Source organism: Mycetocola sp. JXN-3 (genome assembly GCF_014522285.1).
Taxonomy (GTDB): Bacteria; Actinomycetota; Actinomycetes; order Actinomycetales; family Microbacteriaceae; genus Mycetocola; species Mycetocola saprophilus.
Window position 1 is genome coordinate 3,065,233 of sequence record NZ_CP041635.1, and the last position, 14,774, is coordinate 3,080,006.

Sequence of the window (14,774 nt, forward strand, 5' to 3'; positions counted from 1 at the left end):
CCGCCGCACACATCAGGCCCCCACATGGCGTCGCATTTCGGCCACGGCGGCCGAGGCGTCCAGCTCTCCGCGCGCGACACGTTCGAGCAGTGCGCGCAGCACGGGGTCCGAGAGCTCGTGCCCGGCAAGCGCCAGGGCCGCGTCGGCAAATGCGAAGTGCACGGCGGCCTCCGTGGCCGAAGCGGTCTCAGCAAGCTCAGCAGCCTCGGCGGTTTTCGTGATCTCTATGGCCTCGGCAGTACCGGCGGTACCGTCCGTAACGCCGATTTTTTCGGTCATGGTGGGCTCCTTTCGTGAGCCCTCACCAGCCTACGTTTCGGGCCATCCGTGCACACCCCCTGCCCCGGGTATACCTCGGATTCCCAGGCGAGATGGACCCTACGCGGAGGGTTCGGAGCGGTACCTGTGGGTGCTCCAGTGCTGGGCCGCGCCGCCCGCGCGGCCGGGGTCGGTCGGGACGGTGACGGCGGTGCGGCCCATCCGCTGCTCCAGGACGAGCGCGGCAACCTCGGCCTCGGCCGCGGTATCGATGGGGTGCAGGCCCGGTTCGAGTCCGCCGCGGCACAGCTGCCGCAGCGCGACCAGCTGGGTCGCGAAGGACAGATCCATCACCTCGATCGGATTACCCTCGGCCGCGGTGTAGTTCACGCCGCCGCCGTCGGCGAGCACATAGACGATTTTTGCCGGGGTCGCCGGAGCGGACCAGGTCGACAGATCGGGCTCAACACGGCGCTCGGTCCATCCCGCAGCCCGGGCATCGTCCAGCGCGACCTCGTCGTCGATGCCACCGGCGACCGCGATGACCGTATCCGCGCGGACGCGGGCCAGCAGGTCGAGGCCCACCGTGTGCCACACCCCGGTAGCACTCACGACCACGTCCACGGTGTCCAGCTCGGGATCGGCGATACTCGCGATGACCCCGTAGCCGTCGTGGGCAGCCGCGAGTGCGCGGACCGGGTCACGATCCAGGACCAGCACCCGCGCGCCGAGGGCCGCCGCATGCCGCGCGACTCCCTGCCCCACCGGGCCAAACCCGATGACCAACCAGGTGGCCCCGATCACATCCCGCCGTGGGAGCGTGCGGCCCGGGTTCCCGACCGGATCCAGCAGGTCGGCAATCGCCAGCACGCACGACTGTCCGGTGCCGTGCAGGTTGTCGAAGAGCCCCTTGGTCCGCGCATCGTTGACCGCGATGACCGGGATCCGCAGCTCGCCCTCGGCCGCCATCTCGACCAGCGGACGCACGCCACTCGTGGTCTCCTCGGCCGCGCCACTCAGGGTGTCCAGGGCACCCCGACGCTCGGTGTGAGCCAGGCGCACCAGGTGCGAACCGTCATCGATCAGCAGGTCGGGGCTCCAGTCCAGGATGCCCGCCGCGTTGTCGGCGTCGGTGGCCGGAAGAGGGTCCGCGTGGCCGGCGGGGGCGAACACCCGCACGCCGCGAGCGCCGAGCGCCGCGGCCACCGCCGGGTCGGTCTCGCTCGCAGCCGAGAACACGGCAACCTCGGCGCCGGTATCCCGCAGGGCGAGCGCCAGGGCCGCGGTCTTGGGTTCGAGCACCAGGCTCACCCCCACCCGCCGCCCGCGCAGCAGTCCCGAGGTTGCCAGATCCTCGGCCAGGGCCCGGGTGGCGGGCATCGCCGACCATGCCCAGTCGATCCGCGCGTCCGCATTGTCCGCGCCGGGGGTGCTAAACGTCTCGATCACGGCGATGACCCGGCCCTCGCGGATAAAACCCACCACCCCGGCGCGCAGCTCGGTGCCGGTCCAACCGCGGGCGGTGAGCGCGCGGGAGATCCGAGTGCCGGGGTCATCGGAGACGAGCAGCGTCGGCACCTCCCCCTCGGCCACGTTGAACTCCGCGGCGAGCGCGCGCGGTTCGACTGTGCCCTCCTCGGCCAGGAAGACCAGACGGGCGCGGTCGGTTCCCGCCAGTCGAGCACCGAAGCCGCCGAGAACCGAACGCAGGGCCCGGGCCGTTTCGCCCTGGCCGCGCACCTCGATCCGGGTTCCGGCAAACAGCAGGTTGGTACGGGCGGCGGCCAGGCGGATCAGGCGCTGGGCGCGGATCCGCGGGTTGTCGCTCAGGGGTGCGGACATGGGCTGCTTTCCTTGGGGACGGGATCCTTCGAGCGTATCAACCGGGTGGGTCAACAACCAGCCGGGCCCCGGCGGCGTGCACGTTTGTCGCGGGCTCGGCCGCCGCGCGTACCCATCGAACAGCCTGTACAGAAAAACCGACACTTGCTGTACAGGTTGTGTACACGTATAGTGATCGATATGAACACCCAGGCAACGGGGCCGACCCCCAAACGTCAGCCACTCAAGCGGATCGAAATCGCCCAGCAACTGCGCGAGGCGATCGTTGAGGGCACCTACGGCAACGGCGAACTCCTCCCCGGAGAAAACGAGCTCGCCGACCGGTTCGATGTGAGCCGAGGCACGATCCGTCGCGCCCTGGAGTCCCTCGCCGAGGAACACCTGGTGGACACCCGGACCGGCATCGGCTCGTTTGTCACCTTCGACGGCCACGCCCTGGACCAGGGAGCCAGCTGGGGCAACGCGCTCGCCCTCGGTGGGATCCAAACCTCGGTGCGGATTCTGCGCGCCGAGCGTATCGTGGATCCCGAGCTTGCCGCGTCGGTCTCCCCCACCGGCATGGAGTTCCTGGCCCTCGACCGACTCCGTCTCCTGCCCGATGGCACCCCGGTGTCCCTCGAGCGCAGCCGCGTCCCCTTTATTGGTGCGCTCGCCCGGGTTCCCGAACACGGCCTCGTGGGCGACTCGCTCACCACCACGATGGGCGAGGCGGGACTCGTCCCCGCGAGCGGCGAACAGTGGGTATCGGCCACCCCGCTCAGCGAGGCCGATGCGGCCCTGCTGGAGCGCGCGAGCGGCGACCTCTTCCTCAACAGCATTCGGATCACCCGGGACTCCGGCGGTGCCTTCATCGAGAAGGTTGTCTCCTGGCTGGACCCCGCACACTTCCGCCTGCACACCTACTTCGGAGCATGATCATGACCCACACCACCCCCGGCGAGCGCGCACTCGCCAGCCTCACCGGTCTCGCCCTCGGCGATGCGCTGGGCATGCCCACGCAGTCGATGTCCCGCGAGCAGATCCGCGCCGACTACGGCACCATCACCGGCATGATCGACGCCGGGCCACACCAGGAGATCGCCCACGGGATGCCCGCCGGATCGATCACCGACGACACCGAGCAGGCCCTGCTGCTGGCCGAGCACCTGATCGCCGGCAACGGCGAGGTCAACGTGACCGAGTTTGCCCACGCCCTGCTCGCCTGGGAGGCCGATATGGCCGCCCGCGGATCCCTCGACCTGCTCGGCCCCTCGACCAAGGCCGCCCTGGAACGCCTGACCGCCGGGGTGCCCGCCTCCGAATCAGGCAAGTTTGGCACCACCAACGGCGCGGCCATGCGGGTGGCCCCGATCGGGATCGCGCACCCAGTGGATAACATCGCGGACTTCGTGGATGCCGTTGCCCACACCGCCGAGGTCACCCACAACACCACGCTGGGTATCGCCAGCGCCTCCGCCGTGGGCGCGATGGTCAGTGCCGGCGTGGCCGGGGCGAGCCTCACCGAAGCCCTGGACATCGCGGTCGCCGCGGCGGCCGAGGGCGAGAAGCGTGGGAACTGGATCGCCGGTGGATCGATCTCGCACCGCCTGCGCTGGGCCCTGAACTGGCTGCCCACGGTCCCCGTGGCCGAGCGGGAGGATGCCCTCTATCACGTGATCGGAACCTCGGTCGCGTCCCAGGAATCGGTGGTCGCCGCGATCGCCCTGGCCTCACTCAGCGAGGATCCCTGGGTCACCCTGTGCCTGGCCGCGGGCCTCGGTGGCGACACCGACACCGTCGCCGCGATCCACGGAGCCGTCCTCGGCGCCGTACACGGACCGGATGCCTGGCCGAGCGACGCGGTCGAGCTGGTCACCCGCGTCAACACCCTTAACCTGCCCCACACGAGCGAGGCCCTCCTCGCCCTGCGCCTCCGCTAGGAACGTTCCTCCCCGCGCTCCCACCCGGACCGCACCACCCGCGGCCCAGCCGCCCGCACCTCGAGACGCGCATCGCGCGCCGGATCCTCCTCCCCGGGTCCTCCCCGCGCCTTGGGCGCCGTCCACCCCTCGCGGGTGTCCTTCCCGTCCCCGAAAACCGTCGACGGAACCGATTCACACAACGAAGTTTGGAGACCATCATGAGTGAGAGCACACACGGCTCGCTCACCGCCGTCGAGCAGCGAGGGATCGAACCGGTCCCCAGCAATGAGCGCACCGGAAAGCCGTTTGAGCTGTTCTGGGTGTGGTTCGCCGCGAATATCTCGATCCTCGGCATCCCGCTGGGTGCCACCCTGGTGGCCGTGCAGGCGCTGAATATCTGGCAGGCGCTGCTGGTGGCCGTGATCGGTGCCGGCGGATCCTTCGCCCTGGTGGGTGTGGTCTCGATCGCCGGCCGTCGCGGCGGCGCCCCGAGCATGACCCTGTCCCGGGCAACCTTCGGCCCGCGCGGCAACATGGGACCCACCTTCGTCTCGCTGCTCTCGCGCTGGGGCTGGGAAACCGTCAACACCACCACCGCCGCGTTTGTGCTGATCTCGCTGTTCTCGATCCTGTTCGGGTCCTCGGCCAACGCCAAAACGGTGCCGGTGCTCACGATCATCGCGATCCTGGTGTTTGAGGGCTGCACGCTGCTGGTGTCGGGTCTCGGCCACGGCGCGATCCTGATCATTCAGAAGTGGGCCACCTGGATCTTCGGGGCACTGAACATCTTTGTGGGCATCTTCCTGATCGCCAACGTCAACTGGCACGCGGTTCTCTCGGCTCCGGGCGGCTCGTTTGGCGCGGTCCTGCTGGGTGTCGCGACCATCGCCGCGGGAACCGGTATCGGCTGGGCCAACTCGGGGGCCGATATGGCCCGCTATCAGCACGTGTCGGCCAAGGCCGGCCACCTGATCATGGTCAGCGCCGCCGGTGCGGGAATCCCGCTGGTGCTGCTGATCGGCCTGGGTGCGCTGCTGACCGCCGGGAACCCCGAGCTGGCCTCGGCCACCGACCCGGTGGCCGCGATTCGCGAGCTGCTGCCGACCTGGATGGCCGCCCCGTATCTGATCGCCGCGTTTGGCGGGCTGCTGCTCTCCAACCACCTGTCGGTATACTCGGCCGGACTCACCACGATCACCCTGGGCTTCCGCATCCGTCGCGTCTATGCGGTGGGCGTGGACATCGTGGTCACCTTCCTGGGCTCGCTGTACTTCATGCTCGGTGCCGACTCCTTCTATGGTCCGTTCATCGCGTTCATCTCGCTGCTGGCGATCCCGATCACCGCCTGGCTCGGCGTCTTCCTGGCCGATATGATCCGTCGCCGCTGGTATGACCCGGAGGCGCTGCTGGACATGTCTCCGGCCGGTCGCTACTGGTACCGCGGCGGCATCGAGTGGCGTGCCACCGGTGTCTGGATCGTTGCCCTGGTCGTGGGCTATGTGATGCTCGCGATGGACCAGGGCGGCATCGCCTGGCTGGTCACCCTGGTGATCGCCGGCCTCGGCTACGTCGCCCTGGGTGGTGCCCGCGGCACCGTCAGCGACCCCGAACTCGCTCGCAAGTAAACCTCTCACTACCCGAATCACCCGCCTTCAGGAGGCATCCCGTGTCTGAACCCCGACTCATCTTTACCGGCAACGTGATCGTTGACCTGGTCATGAACGTGACCACCATGCCCGAGGCCGGGGGCGACACCGTCGCACAAAATTCCGACATCACCGCCGGCGGCGGCCTCAACACGATGGTCGCCGCCCGCCGGGACGGCCTGCCGGTGGTTTTTGCCGGGCAGTACGGTTCGGGGCACTTCGGCGGGATCGTCCGGGCGGCGCTGAACTCGGGCGGTTTTGAGATCCTGCTGCCCGGACTGGATGACCAAGACAGCGGCTACTGCGTGGCCATCGTGGATGCCAGCACCGAGCGCACCTTTGTGACCGTGGTGGGGGCCGAGGGACACCTGACCCTCGACGACCTCCGGCACGCGGACACCACCTCCGATGACCTGGTGTACGTCTCGGGATACAGCCTGGCGCACCCGGTCAACGCGGCGAGCCTGCCGATCTGGCTCGAGGAGCTGCCGGCGAAGACCCGGGTGATCACCGATCCCTCGCCGCTGGTGACCGAGCTGGATCCGGCCCTGATGGCCCGGGTATTTGCGCGCACCGACTTCCTCAGCGCCAACGAGCGCGAGGCCGGGCTGCTGGCCCCGGGGACCGATGCGCGCGGCGCGGCCGATACGCTGCGCTCACGCATCCGCCCCGGCGGCACGGTCATCGTGCGCGAGGGGGCCCGGGGCTGCTGGGTCGCCACCGGCGATGCCGAGCCGGTTCTGGTCCCGGGATTTGCGGTGGAGGCCGTGGATTCCAATGGGGCCGGGGACGCCCACGGCGGTGTGCTGGCCGCCGGGCTCGCCCGCGGTCTCGACCCGGTGTCTGCCGCCCGCCGGGCCAACGCGGCCGCAGCCATCGCGGTAACCCGCCGCGGCCCGGCCACCGCTCCCGAGGCCGCCGAGATCGACGCGTTCCTGGCGGCGCGCTAGCCTACCCAATGCGCACTCCGGGTTTCCCGGAGTGCGCATTTTCGTATCGGTGACGTGATCCCCGAGGGCGGACCGCGTGTAGATACGGGGCCGCCTACCGGGCGCGGGTCCCGCGCAGGAACAGCGCCGCCACGATGATCGCGGCGAGGACCGCCGCGAGCGTGGTGAGCGCTCCCTGCGCCCCCGCGGCAACGCGCTCGGCATCGGTGGACCCGACGGCAAACGCCGATCCGATCGCCACGAACGTGGCCAGGCCGATCGCGTTACCGGTGTTCTGTGCGGTTGCTCCGATCCCCGAGGCGGTCCCCTGCTCCGCATCGGCGGTGCCGGTACCCACCGCGACCCACATCGCCGTCCACACGATCCCCTGGCCGAGCCCCGAGATAACGATGCCCGGGACCCAGAGCGCCAGGGTTGCCCCCGAAGCCACGGTGAGTCCGAACCAGGCGGTGCCCACAATCCCCACCACCGCACCGATGATCAGGGTGGGCCGCGGTCCCAGCCGGGTGGTGGCCCGTCCCCCGAGCTGGGTTCCGATAAAGATCGCCGCCGAGGGGATGAGGAATGCCAACCCGGTCTGTAGCGGGGAAAACGCCAGGACCTTCTGAAACAGCGTGGTCATGAAGTAGGGAATGGCGCCGAAGGTTCCCATATAGACGAACGTGATCAGCGCTCCGATGATCAGACTCGGGTTGCGAACAATGTGCGCGGGCACCAGCGGATCGTGTGCACGGCGCTCGATCAGCGCGAATGCGATGGCCGCGAGGATCGCCAGGGCCGCACCAATCAGCACGGCGGGGTGTCCCCACCCCGATTCGGGTGCCTGCACCAGGGTGAAGACGGCCAGCGTGGCCGCGGCGGTGATCGTTATCGCACCGGGCAGATCGAATCCGCGCCGAATCCCGGTCCGCACCCCGGTCGGGATGATGCGCCAGGCCAGCAGCGCCACGATTCCCGCCAGCGGCACGTTCACAAAGAACACCGCCGACCATCCAAACAGATCCGTGAGCACCCCTCCGGCCAGCGAGCCAATGGTCAATCCGGAGGCTCCGGCCCCACCCCAAATCGCCAGAGCCCGGTTCCGCACCGGCCCCTCGGCGTGCAGGCTGTTGACCAGCGACAGCGTGGCCGGGAACAGCAGCGCGCCGCCCAGCCCCTGCAGCACGCGCGCCCCAATCAGGATCTCCGGAGACCAGGCAAATCCACCGATCAGCGAGGCGACCGCGTAGACCCACAGGGCAAAAATAAACGTGCGTTTCTGCCCCAGAATGTCGGCCGCTCTCCCTCCCAGCAGCATGAAACCGCCCATCACCACCGTGTACGCGCTGACCACCCACTGCAGGTTTTGCGGGGTAAACCCCAGCGAACCTGCCACGTCCGGCAGCGCAACAAAAACGATGTTGATGTCCAGCGAGATGATGAGCTGGGCGATGGCCAGCAGCGCCAGGGCACCGCCGCCGGTCCGTGCGACAGTGGTAGGCGGTCTCGGCACTCTAGGCCCGTGTGTTTGATTCATGATCCACTCCATTCGTTGTAGACCAAGCCTTGCATTGGACTATTGAACTAGTCCAATGGTTTCATTGAGCTTTCGATCATGGGCAGTAGAGTGGCCCCATGGCATTCGCCCCGGATCTCACCCTGACCAACCTCGCCGAGGTTCTCAATGCCCTGGGCTCCCCCATCCGATTAGCCATAATTCGCTGCTTGGCCGACGGTGCCGAGCACCGCTGCGGAGGGCTTGTGTCCGGGGTCTCTAAGTCAACGCTGACGCACCATTGGAAGGTGCTGCTGGCCGCCGGCGTGATAGCCCAGCGCCCCGCGGGCAGGGAGAACCTCCTCTCGCTGCGTCGAGACGAACTCAATGCAGTTTTTCCCGGGCTCTTAGATTCGATTCTCTCCGAGGTCTTAGCAGAATCACGAGATAAAAATCGCACAGCATTGCAGGAGCTGACGGACATCTCGGACAGCATGCATTCGCCGCCAACCCTGCCCGTCGTGGCATCGGAATAACGCCCGGGCGTTCGTGGTTGGATGGGTACATGACTACCACCGTGATGACCGCCGATACCCACGATGAGACCGTCACCGACGGAATCGTCCTGATCGATTTCTGGGCCGACTGGTGCGGCCCCTGCAAGAACTTCGCCCCGGTCTTTGAGGCGGCCTCCGAGCAGCACTCCGACATCACCTTCGCCAAGGTGGACACCGAGGACCAGCGTGAGCTCGCCGGCTCCTATGGCATCACCTCGATCCCAACCCTCGTCGCCTACCGCGACGGCATCCCCATGTTCTCCCAGGCCGGCGCCCTGCCCGCCCCGGCGCTGGAGAGCCTGATCGAGCAGCTGCGCGGCGTCGACATGGACGTCGTGCGCAAGGAATACGCCGAGCAGGTCGCCCTCTATAAGGCCCAGCAGGAGCTCGAGGAGCAGGGCGACAACGCCTAGCCTCGGCCACCTCAAGACGAATGCCACCGGGAAACCGGTGGCATTGGTCTTTACCTCGAACCCCACCCCCGGAAACAAAAATCGCCACCGGAATCCGGTGGCGATTTTTCATGGTGGTGGGTGAGGGATTCGAACCCCCGAAGTCTACGACAGCTGAGTTACAGTCAGATCCCTTTGGCCGCTTGGGTAACCCACCAAATGCGCGCTCAACCAACTTTGTCAGCCAACCGAAGGCGCGTCATTATTCTACCCACGGAGTCACACGAATATAAAATCGAGGGCGCGCACGGCGCGTTTCCGGGTTTTCGGGCGTGTCGCGGGGGCGGCGATCGCCTACACTGGATCCATGGCAGATTCATCGTTCGACATCGTCAGCAAGGTAGACAAGCAGGAGGCGAACAACGCCCTCAACCAGGCCCAGAAGGAGATCGAGCAGCGCTACGACTTCAAGGGAACCGGGGCGTCGATCGACTGGAGCGGCGAGAAGGTACTCATCAAGGCAAACACCGAGGACCGCGCGCTCGCTATCCTCGACGTGTTCCAGACCAAGCTCATCAAGCGCGGCATCTCGCTGAAGAGCCTGGATGCCGGCGACCCCTACCCCTCCGGTAAGGAATACCGCATCGAGTCCTCGCTCAAGGACGGCATCGCCCAGGACAACGCCAAGAAGATCAACAAGATCATCCGCGACGAGGGTCCCAAGGGTGTCAAGAGCCAGGTTCAGGGCGACGAGCTGCGGGTGCAGTCCAAGAGCCGCGACGACCTGCAGGCGGTCATGGCGCTGCTCAAGGGCAGCGACCTCGACATCGACCTCCAGTTTGTAAACTTCCGCTAGACGCGGCACAACGGCCGTGGGTCGCATCCGATTGGGTGCGGCCCACGGCCGTTTTTGATGCCTAGCCCAGCAGCGTCTCGCCGATATAGCCGTCGGGCGCGCAGCCCGGCGGGATCACAAACACCGCCGAGCCCACCGGAATCTGCCACTCGTTGAGCAGATCCAACTCGGCCAGCGAGCGCTGGATCGGCACAAACTGATGCTCCACATCCGCCTGATAGCTGGCGAACAGCAGCCCCGAGTGCGAGATCCCATCGGCGGTGGGCGGCGCATCAAAGTTGTACCCGCGCCGGAAAATACGCCGTGACGTATCCGCCAGCCGGGCCCGACGAATGTGCGAGAACTCGGCGATCACCGGGAATCCCACCACGGTCTTCGCCTCGAAGTCCGGCTCGTCGTGCTCGCGGGACCCGGTGAGCGGAGCGCCGTTATCCAGCTTCCGACCCACCGACTGCTCCCGGCCCTCACGGTCCAGGCGATCCCACTTATCCAGGTCCATCTCGATCCGGCGCAGCACAAACCCGGTGCCACCGCGAGCCCAGGAGGATCGGTCGGCGATCCACACCAGGTCCTCGAAGTCGCGGGTGCCCGGTGCCGGGTTTACGGTGCCGTCGATCTGACCAAACAGGTTCCGCATCGTGGTCCCCACCTTTTCCGACCCACGGGCCCGCCGAAAACCCGGCTGCTGCCAGCGCAGCGTGGTGAAACTCCGGGCGTCCTTGAGGAGCATGCGCAGCGCGTGGGCCAGCGTGAGTGGATCATCCGCGCCCACCTGGAGCAGCAGATCCCCGTCCCCATAGGCGGGATCCAGCCTGTCCACGCTAAACGCGGGCAGCGGACCCAGCCAGGCGGGGCTCGGCTTCTCCGGGGCCAGGGCGGCGACCCGAGGGCCGAACCCAAAGGTCACCGTGAGCCGCGACGGCAGCACCGCGAGCTCGGGCTCGGAGTCGGCGAGCGCAGCCCTCCCGGCGGTCAACCGGGCGGCATCGTCGGTGAGGATCCGCATCAGCCGGATCATCCCCGCCCGATCAACCTCGGGCCGCAGATCCAACGCCACAAACGTGGTGTGAGCCTGCGGCACGGTGTCGATGCCCGCCTGATGCGCCCCGAAGAAGGGCACGGTCTCGGCGGCGGGATCGGCATCCGGTGCCGCGGAGGGCCCGGCCGCGGGTGTGACCGGGGTGCGCGTCAGCACGTCCACCCCGATCGCCGCGGCCGCGCCCACCCCGGCGACGGCACCACCAAAGAGCAGGCCCCGACGGCTGATGCGCGCCCGCGGATCCGCGGCGGATCCGGACCGAGGAGAATCCGCAGACTCCGCGGTCCCGGGCCGATCCACCGCGGAGCCTGGCTCCCGAGGGGCAGCGCTTCTGTCGCCCTTCCCCCGTGACACGCTAGTGTCCGGTGCCGGGCGTGGGCGCGTCGGTCTCGTAGTTCTCGTTGGCGCCGGCATAGTCCTTCACCGGAACGTCCTGGGTGAGCACGGTTCCGTTGGCGAAGGCCAGGATGACGCTCACGGTGTCCCCGGCGACCAGCGGCTTGGTGAGCCCCATGATCATGATGTGGTTGCCGCCGGGCTTGAGCTCAAACGTTCCCCCCGCGGGGATCACAAAACCGCCCTCCTTGGGGCGCATGATCATCTGGCCGCTTCCGTTATCCACGGTCTCGTGCAGCTCAACCTGGGTGGCCTGGGCGATGCCCGCGGCGGTCAGGTTCACGTCGGTGCCACTGGTGTTTTTGAACTCGCCAAACACCGCGGACATACCCTCGGGGGCGGCCTTGATCCACGCGTCGGTGAAGGTCACGCCCTCGGGGGCCTTCATCTCCGTGGCGGCGTCCTCCGACGGGCTGGCCGAGGGCGAGGGGGCCGTGCCGGCGCCGGTGCTGGCGCACCCCGACAGGGCGAGCAGGGCGGCGGCGGCAATCAGGCCTACACGGGTGGTCGCACGTACGGTCATGAGTTGTTCTCCTTGGTACTGATGGGGTCGTCGGAAGGGGTGTTGTCGGGACGTTTCCGGGTGATAATCAGGCGGACCACCAGGAAGATAATCGTGGCCACGAGGGCACCGCCGATCCCAATCACAACGTAGCGCAGCGGCGAATCGGGGCCAAACGAGCCGCCGTCCTCGGCCGAAACGGTACTCTCCGGTGAGGCGGTGGCGGAGGGCTGCGAGGCCGCCGACTCCTGCGGGGTCACGACGGCCGGGGCGCTGGGGGCCGCGGAGCCCTCGGTGCCGCCGGTTGCCGGAGCATCCAGGGTGAAGGGGATGGTGCCGCTGATCGGGTGTCCATCCGAGGACACCACGCGCCAGGCGATGGTCAGCGCGCCGTTGGGCATGCCCGGGCGCACCGGAACCGTGGCGACCGCACCGGCGCTGGTGGGTTCGCCCTCGGCCCAGTCGGTGCCCGAGGCATCGGTCACCAGGACCTTGGTTCCCACCTCAAGAATGGTGGCAGAGAAGGTCAGCGTGATCTTCTCGGGGGCCGCCGTCAGGGTCGCGTTGGGGGCCGGATCCGAGGCGAGAATCTGGTCATGGGCCGAGGCCTGGTGGGCGGGAATAAGGATCCCCGCGGATAGGACGGCAACCAGGGTGCCCAGCAGCAGGGCCAGGCGGGCCCGGCGGGGCGGACCGGCGGCGGAGTGGGTGTTCAACATCAGGAGTTCTCCTTGGTTGGGTGGGAATCGGAAGTTGTGGGGGAATCGGACTCGGTGGATTCGAGACCCGCGGGGGTTTCGTCCGAGGTGATGACGGTTACGGGGCCGTCGGCGGAAGCCTCGGCGGCGTCATCCCGGACCTTGATCTGGGCCAGACGCGCGTTGTAGGCGTTCAGTTCGGCGTCACCGTCGCGGTCGGCCCGGCGGTCGTAACGCTTGGCCGCGCGCTCCTCGCTACGCATCCACTGGACCACCACGACGATGGCCACCAGGACGGTGGGGAATTCGCCCGCGCCCCAGGCGATGCCGCCGCCCACACCCTGATCGGCCAGCAGCGCGTCGTGGTCGGTGAAGCGCATCGCCGTCCACCAGGGTTCGGCCAGGATGTCGGTGGCCGACATCAGCGAGAGGCCGAAGAACGCGTGGAAGGCCAGGGTGGCCAGCAGCAGGATCAGGCGCAGCGGGTAGATCGGACGCCCGGGTCCCGGGTCCACCCCGATCAGCACCCAGAAGAACAGGTAGCCGCTGGCGAGGAAGTGGACGGTCATCAGGAAGTGGCCCTGGTGGGTGAACATCGACCACTCGAACCATCCCGAGTAGTAGAACACCACCAAGCTGCCGGCGAAGATCGCGCCGGCCACGGCCGGGTGCGAGAGCAGCTTCAGGTAGCGGGAGTGCACCAGCACCAGGATCCACTCGCGCAGGCCGCGGCTTCCGTCGGTACGCACCGGCAGCGTGCGCAGGGCGAGCAGCACCGGACCACCCAGCACGAGCAGCGGGGGCACAAACATCATCAGTCCCATGTGCTGAATCATGTGCGTGCTAAACGAGGTTTCCCCGTACACCCCGGGGCCACCGCTGGTCACGTAGATCAGTCCCACGCAGCCCAGCACCCAGCAGATGGTGCGGAACAGCGGCCACTTATCGCCGCGCTTGCGCAGTCGCAGCACCGTGCGAATGTAGAGGCCCGCCCCCACCACGGCCGCGCCGATCCAGAACCAGTCGGCGTGGAACTCGGTGATCATCCGCCACGGGGTCACCGGCGGCGGCACCTCGAACCCGAGCAGCGCGCTGCGCACAGCATCGTCCACCTCACCCGAGGTGGGCAGCGGAACCTGCGGCACCGGCGGAGCGCTGCGCGAGAGGGCCACCGAGGCCCCCATCGCGATGGCCATGAACGCCACCTCGGCGATGATCATGCGGACAAAGAGCTTCTTGCTGGCGGGATCCTGGCGCAGCTTGGGAATCAGCGATGTGCGATAGCGCGCCCCGGCCAGGCCCAGCAGCACCAGGATGATGATCTTGACCAGCAGCAGCTGACCATAGGCGGTGGTCCACAGATCGCTCGGCGTGGTCAGGCGCAGCGAGGCGTTGACCACCCCGGAGAAGGCCACCGCGGCAAAGGCCCAGCCGGCCACGATCGAGTAGCGCTCCACCACGACGGGGAACCGCTTACGCGTGGCGTTGCGGAACACCAGCACCGCGATCAGCCCGCCCACCCAGACGGTCACACCGACGATGTGTACGGCGAGGCTGTTGACGGCGTTGGAGTGCTCATCGGTCCCGGCGGCGTGACCGGAGAGCGCGAGCGGCAGCAGGGCCAACACGCCGATCGCGTTGGCCGCGGCGACCCAGGAGAGGCGACGGGCAAACGTGGTGATGATCGCGCACACCAGAACCAGGGCCAGCGAGAGCGCCAGGGCGATCCCCAGGTCGATCCCGGTGACGTACTGGATCAGGTTGGACAGATAGGAGGGCGCGGTGATCGGCTCGCCGAACGTGTTGGCGGCGGTAAACAGCAGCACCGCCAGGGCGGCAAAGAACCAGGTCCAGGCGGCCCAGCCGGCCCAGTACACGGCGCGTTCCTGGATGCGGCTGGTGCGTCCGGGCACGCTCTTCTGGCCGGGCAGGATGAAGGTGGCCAGCAGCAGCATGCCGATCGTGACGCTGGCAAAGAGGTCGTGCAGGACGCGGGCGACCGGCAGGCCCCACAGCACGAGGTTGCCGGGGTTCACCAGCGCGGTATCGCGCGAGAGGGCTCCGGTCAGGTTCAGGCCGATAACCAGCGTCACCAGGGCGAGGGCGATCATCAGGGCGGGGGTCAGGATGGAGGCGAGCCGTTGGCTCGGGGAGCGCGGGGAAAGCGTGCGCTCGGGGACGGGTGCCAGTGGGGCATCCGAGGCGGAGGTGACGGCCACGTGGGTGGCTCCTTTCACGGTGATGCGGGGGAAGTCTCGAGGGG

The 14,774-nt window shown here is 68.1% G+C and carries 14 protein-coding genes and 1 tRNA gene; 7 read left to right on the forward strand and 8 right to left on the reverse strand.

Translation table 11 applies throughout. The features are described from left to right. Window positions 1-12 precede the first annotated feature (12 nt). Together C7C57_RS13860 and C7C57_RS13865 are read right to left on the reverse strand one after the other, a co-directional pair. Entirely contained in the window at window positions 13-279 is a 267-nt protein-coding gene (locus C7C57_RS13860) for a hypothetical protein (protein WP_187978428.1), read from the reverse strand. Between the two features lie 99 nt (window positions 280-378). Continuing rightward, window positions 379-2,100 carry an adenosylhomocysteinase gene (locus C7C57_RS13865; RefSeq protein ID WP_187976867.1) on the reverse strand — a complete coding sequence of 574 codons (1,722 nt, stop codon included), beginning with the start codon at window positions 2,098-2,100 and terminating at the stop codon, window positions 379-381. Between the two features lie 180 nt (window positions 2,101-2,280). Between C7C57_RS13865 and C7C57_RS13870 the strand changes: the two genes are divergently transcribed. The 4 genes from C7C57_RS13870 to C7C57_RS13885 all read left to right on the forward strand — a co-directional run bounded on the left by C7C57_RS13870 (window position 2,281) and on the right by C7C57_RS13885 (window position 6,597). Further along, window positions 2,281-3,015, forward strand: coding sequence for a GntR family transcriptional regulator (locus C7C57_RS13870; protein ID WP_121689397.1), 735 nt, complete (start codon window positions 2,281-2,283; stop codon window positions 3,013-3,015). 2 nt (window positions 3,016-3,017) lie between these two features. Beyond that, a complete protein-coding gene (locus tag C7C57_RS13875) occupies window positions 3,018-4,019 on the forward strand; it encodes an ADP-ribosylglycohydrolase family protein (RefSeq protein ID WP_187976868.1) in 1,002 nt (333 codons plus the stop codon). A gap of 200 nt (window positions 4,020-4,219) precedes the next feature. Beyond that, window positions 4,220-5,626 carry a cytosine permease gene (locus C7C57_RS13880; RefSeq protein WP_187976869.1) on the forward strand — a complete coding sequence of 469 codons (1,407 nt, stop codon included), beginning with the start codon at window positions 4,220-4,222 and terminating at the stop codon, window positions 5,624-5,626. Window positions 5,627-5,667: 41 nt separating this feature from the next. Then, complete coding sequence (locus C7C57_RS13885; RefSeq protein ID WP_187976870.1) at window positions 5,668-6,597, forward strand: PfkB family carbohydrate kinase; 930 nt, start codon at window positions 5,668-5,670, stop codon at window positions 6,595-6,597. Window positions 6,598-6,691: 94 nt separating this feature from the next. On the opposite strand, the gene C7C57_RS13890 is transcribed toward C7C57_RS13885, so the two are convergent. Beyond that, complete coding sequence (locus tag C7C57_RS13890; protein ID WP_223144760.1) at window positions 6,692-8,089, reverse strand: MFS transporter; 1,398 nt, start codon at window positions 8,087-8,089, stop codon at window positions 6,692-6,694. 122 nt (window positions 8,090-8,211) lie between these two features. Between C7C57_RS13890 and C7C57_RS13895 the strand changes: the two genes are divergently transcribed. Next, window positions 8,212-8,607, forward strand: coding sequence for a helix-turn-helix transcriptional regulator (locus tag C7C57_RS13895; protein ID WP_187976872.1), 396 nt, complete (start codon window positions 8,212-8,214; stop codon window positions 8,605-8,607). Between the two features lie 29 nt (window positions 8,608-8,636). Then, window positions 8,637-9,041 carry a thioredoxin gene (gene trxA, locus C7C57_RS13900; protein WP_187976873.1) on the forward strand — a complete coding sequence of 135 codons (405 nt, stop codon included), beginning with the start codon at window positions 8,637-8,639 and terminating at the stop codon, window positions 9,039-9,041. 111 nt (window positions 9,042-9,152) lie between these two features. Here trxA and C7C57_RS13905 read toward each other — a convergent pair. After that, window positions 9,153-9,237 (reverse strand) — tRNA-Tyr (locus C7C57_RS13905). 150 nt (window positions 9,238-9,387) lie between these two features. On the opposite strand from C7C57_RS13905, the gene C7C57_RS13910 reads away from it, so the two are divergent. After that, on the forward strand, window positions 9,388-9,876 hold the full coding sequence (locus tag C7C57_RS13910) for a YajQ family cyclic di-GMP-binding protein (protein ID WP_030149239.1): 489 nt from the start codon (window positions 9,388-9,390) through the stop codon (window positions 9,874-9,876). A 61-nt stretch (window positions 9,877-9,937) separates the two neighbouring features. Here C7C57_RS13910 and C7C57_RS13915 read toward each other — a convergent pair whose 3' ends face one another. The 4 genes from C7C57_RS13915 to C7C57_RS13930 are packed head-to-tail and all read right to left on the reverse strand — an operon-like array spanning window position 9,938 to window position 14,730. Next, window positions 9,938-11,215, reverse strand: a complete 1,278-nt coding sequence (locus C7C57_RS13915) for a Dyp-type peroxidase (protein ID WP_370581414.1) — start codon at window positions 11,213-11,215, stop codon at window positions 9,938-9,940. Between the two features lie 55 nt (window positions 11,216-11,270). Beyond that, on the reverse strand, window positions 11,271-11,834 hold the full coding sequence (locus tag C7C57_RS13920) for a copper chaperone PCu(A)C (protein ID WP_187976875.1): 564 nt from the start codon (window positions 11,832-11,834) through the stop codon (window positions 11,271-11,273). After that, on the reverse strand, window positions 11,831-12,532 hold the full coding sequence (locus C7C57_RS13925; protein ID WP_187976876.1) for a copper resistance CopC family protein: 702 nt from the start codon (window positions 12,530-12,532) through the stop codon (window positions 11,831-11,833). The genes C7C57_RS13920 and C7C57_RS13925 overlap by 4 nt, the downstream gene beginning before the upstream one ends. After that, window positions 12,532-14,730 carry a cytochrome c oxidase assembly protein gene (locus tag C7C57_RS13930; protein WP_255505700.1) on the reverse strand — a complete coding sequence of 733 codons (2,199 nt, stop codon included), beginning with the start codon at window positions 14,728-14,730 and terminating at the stop codon, window positions 12,532-12,534. The genes C7C57_RS13925 and C7C57_RS13930 overlap by 1 nt, the downstream gene beginning before the upstream one ends. Window positions 14,731-14,774: the final 44 nt, after the last annotated feature.

Excerpts from the sequence above, each read along its gene's own strand:
- C7C57_RS13895 (WP_187976872.1), top strand. The coding sequence starts at position 8,212 with ATGGCATTCGCCCCGGATCTCACCCTGACCAACCTCGCCGAGGTTCTC.
- C7C57_RS13870 (WP_121689397.1), top strand. The coding sequence starts at position 2,281 with ATGAACACCCAGGCAACGGGGCCGACCCCCAAACGTCAGCCACTCAAG.
- C7C57_RS13920 (WP_187976875.1), bottom strand. The coding sequence starts at position 11,834 with ATGACCGTACGTGCGACCACCCGTGTAGGCCTGATTGCCGCCGCCGCC.
- C7C57_RS13910 (WP_030149239.1), top strand. The coding sequence starts at position 9,388 with ATGGCAGATTCATCGTTCGACATCGTCAGCAAGGTAGACAAGCAGGAG.
- C7C57_RS13875 (WP_187976868.1), top strand. The coding sequence starts at position 3,018 with ATGACCCACACCACCCCCGGCGAGCGCGCACTCGCCAGCCTCACCGGT.
- C7C57_RS13880 (WP_187976869.1), top strand. The coding sequence starts at position 4,220 with ATGAGTGAGAGCACACACGGCTCGCTCACCGCCGTCGAGCAGCGAGGG.
- trxA (WP_187976873.1), top strand. The coding sequence starts at position 8,637 with ATGACTACCACCGTGATGACCGCCGATACCCACGATGAGACCGTCACC.
- C7C57_RS13865 (WP_187976867.1), bottom strand. The coding sequence starts at position 2,100 with ATGTCCGCACCCCTGAGCGACAACCCGCGGATCCGCGCCCAGCGCCTG.
- C7C57_RS13925 (WP_187976876.1), bottom strand. The coding sequence starts at position 12,532 with ATGTTGAACACCCACTCCGCCGCCGGTCCGCCCCGCCGGGCCCGCCTG.
- C7C57_RS13860 (WP_187978428.1), bottom strand. The coding sequence starts at position 279 with ATGACCGAAAAAATCGGCGTTACGGACGGTACCGCCGGTACTGCCGAG.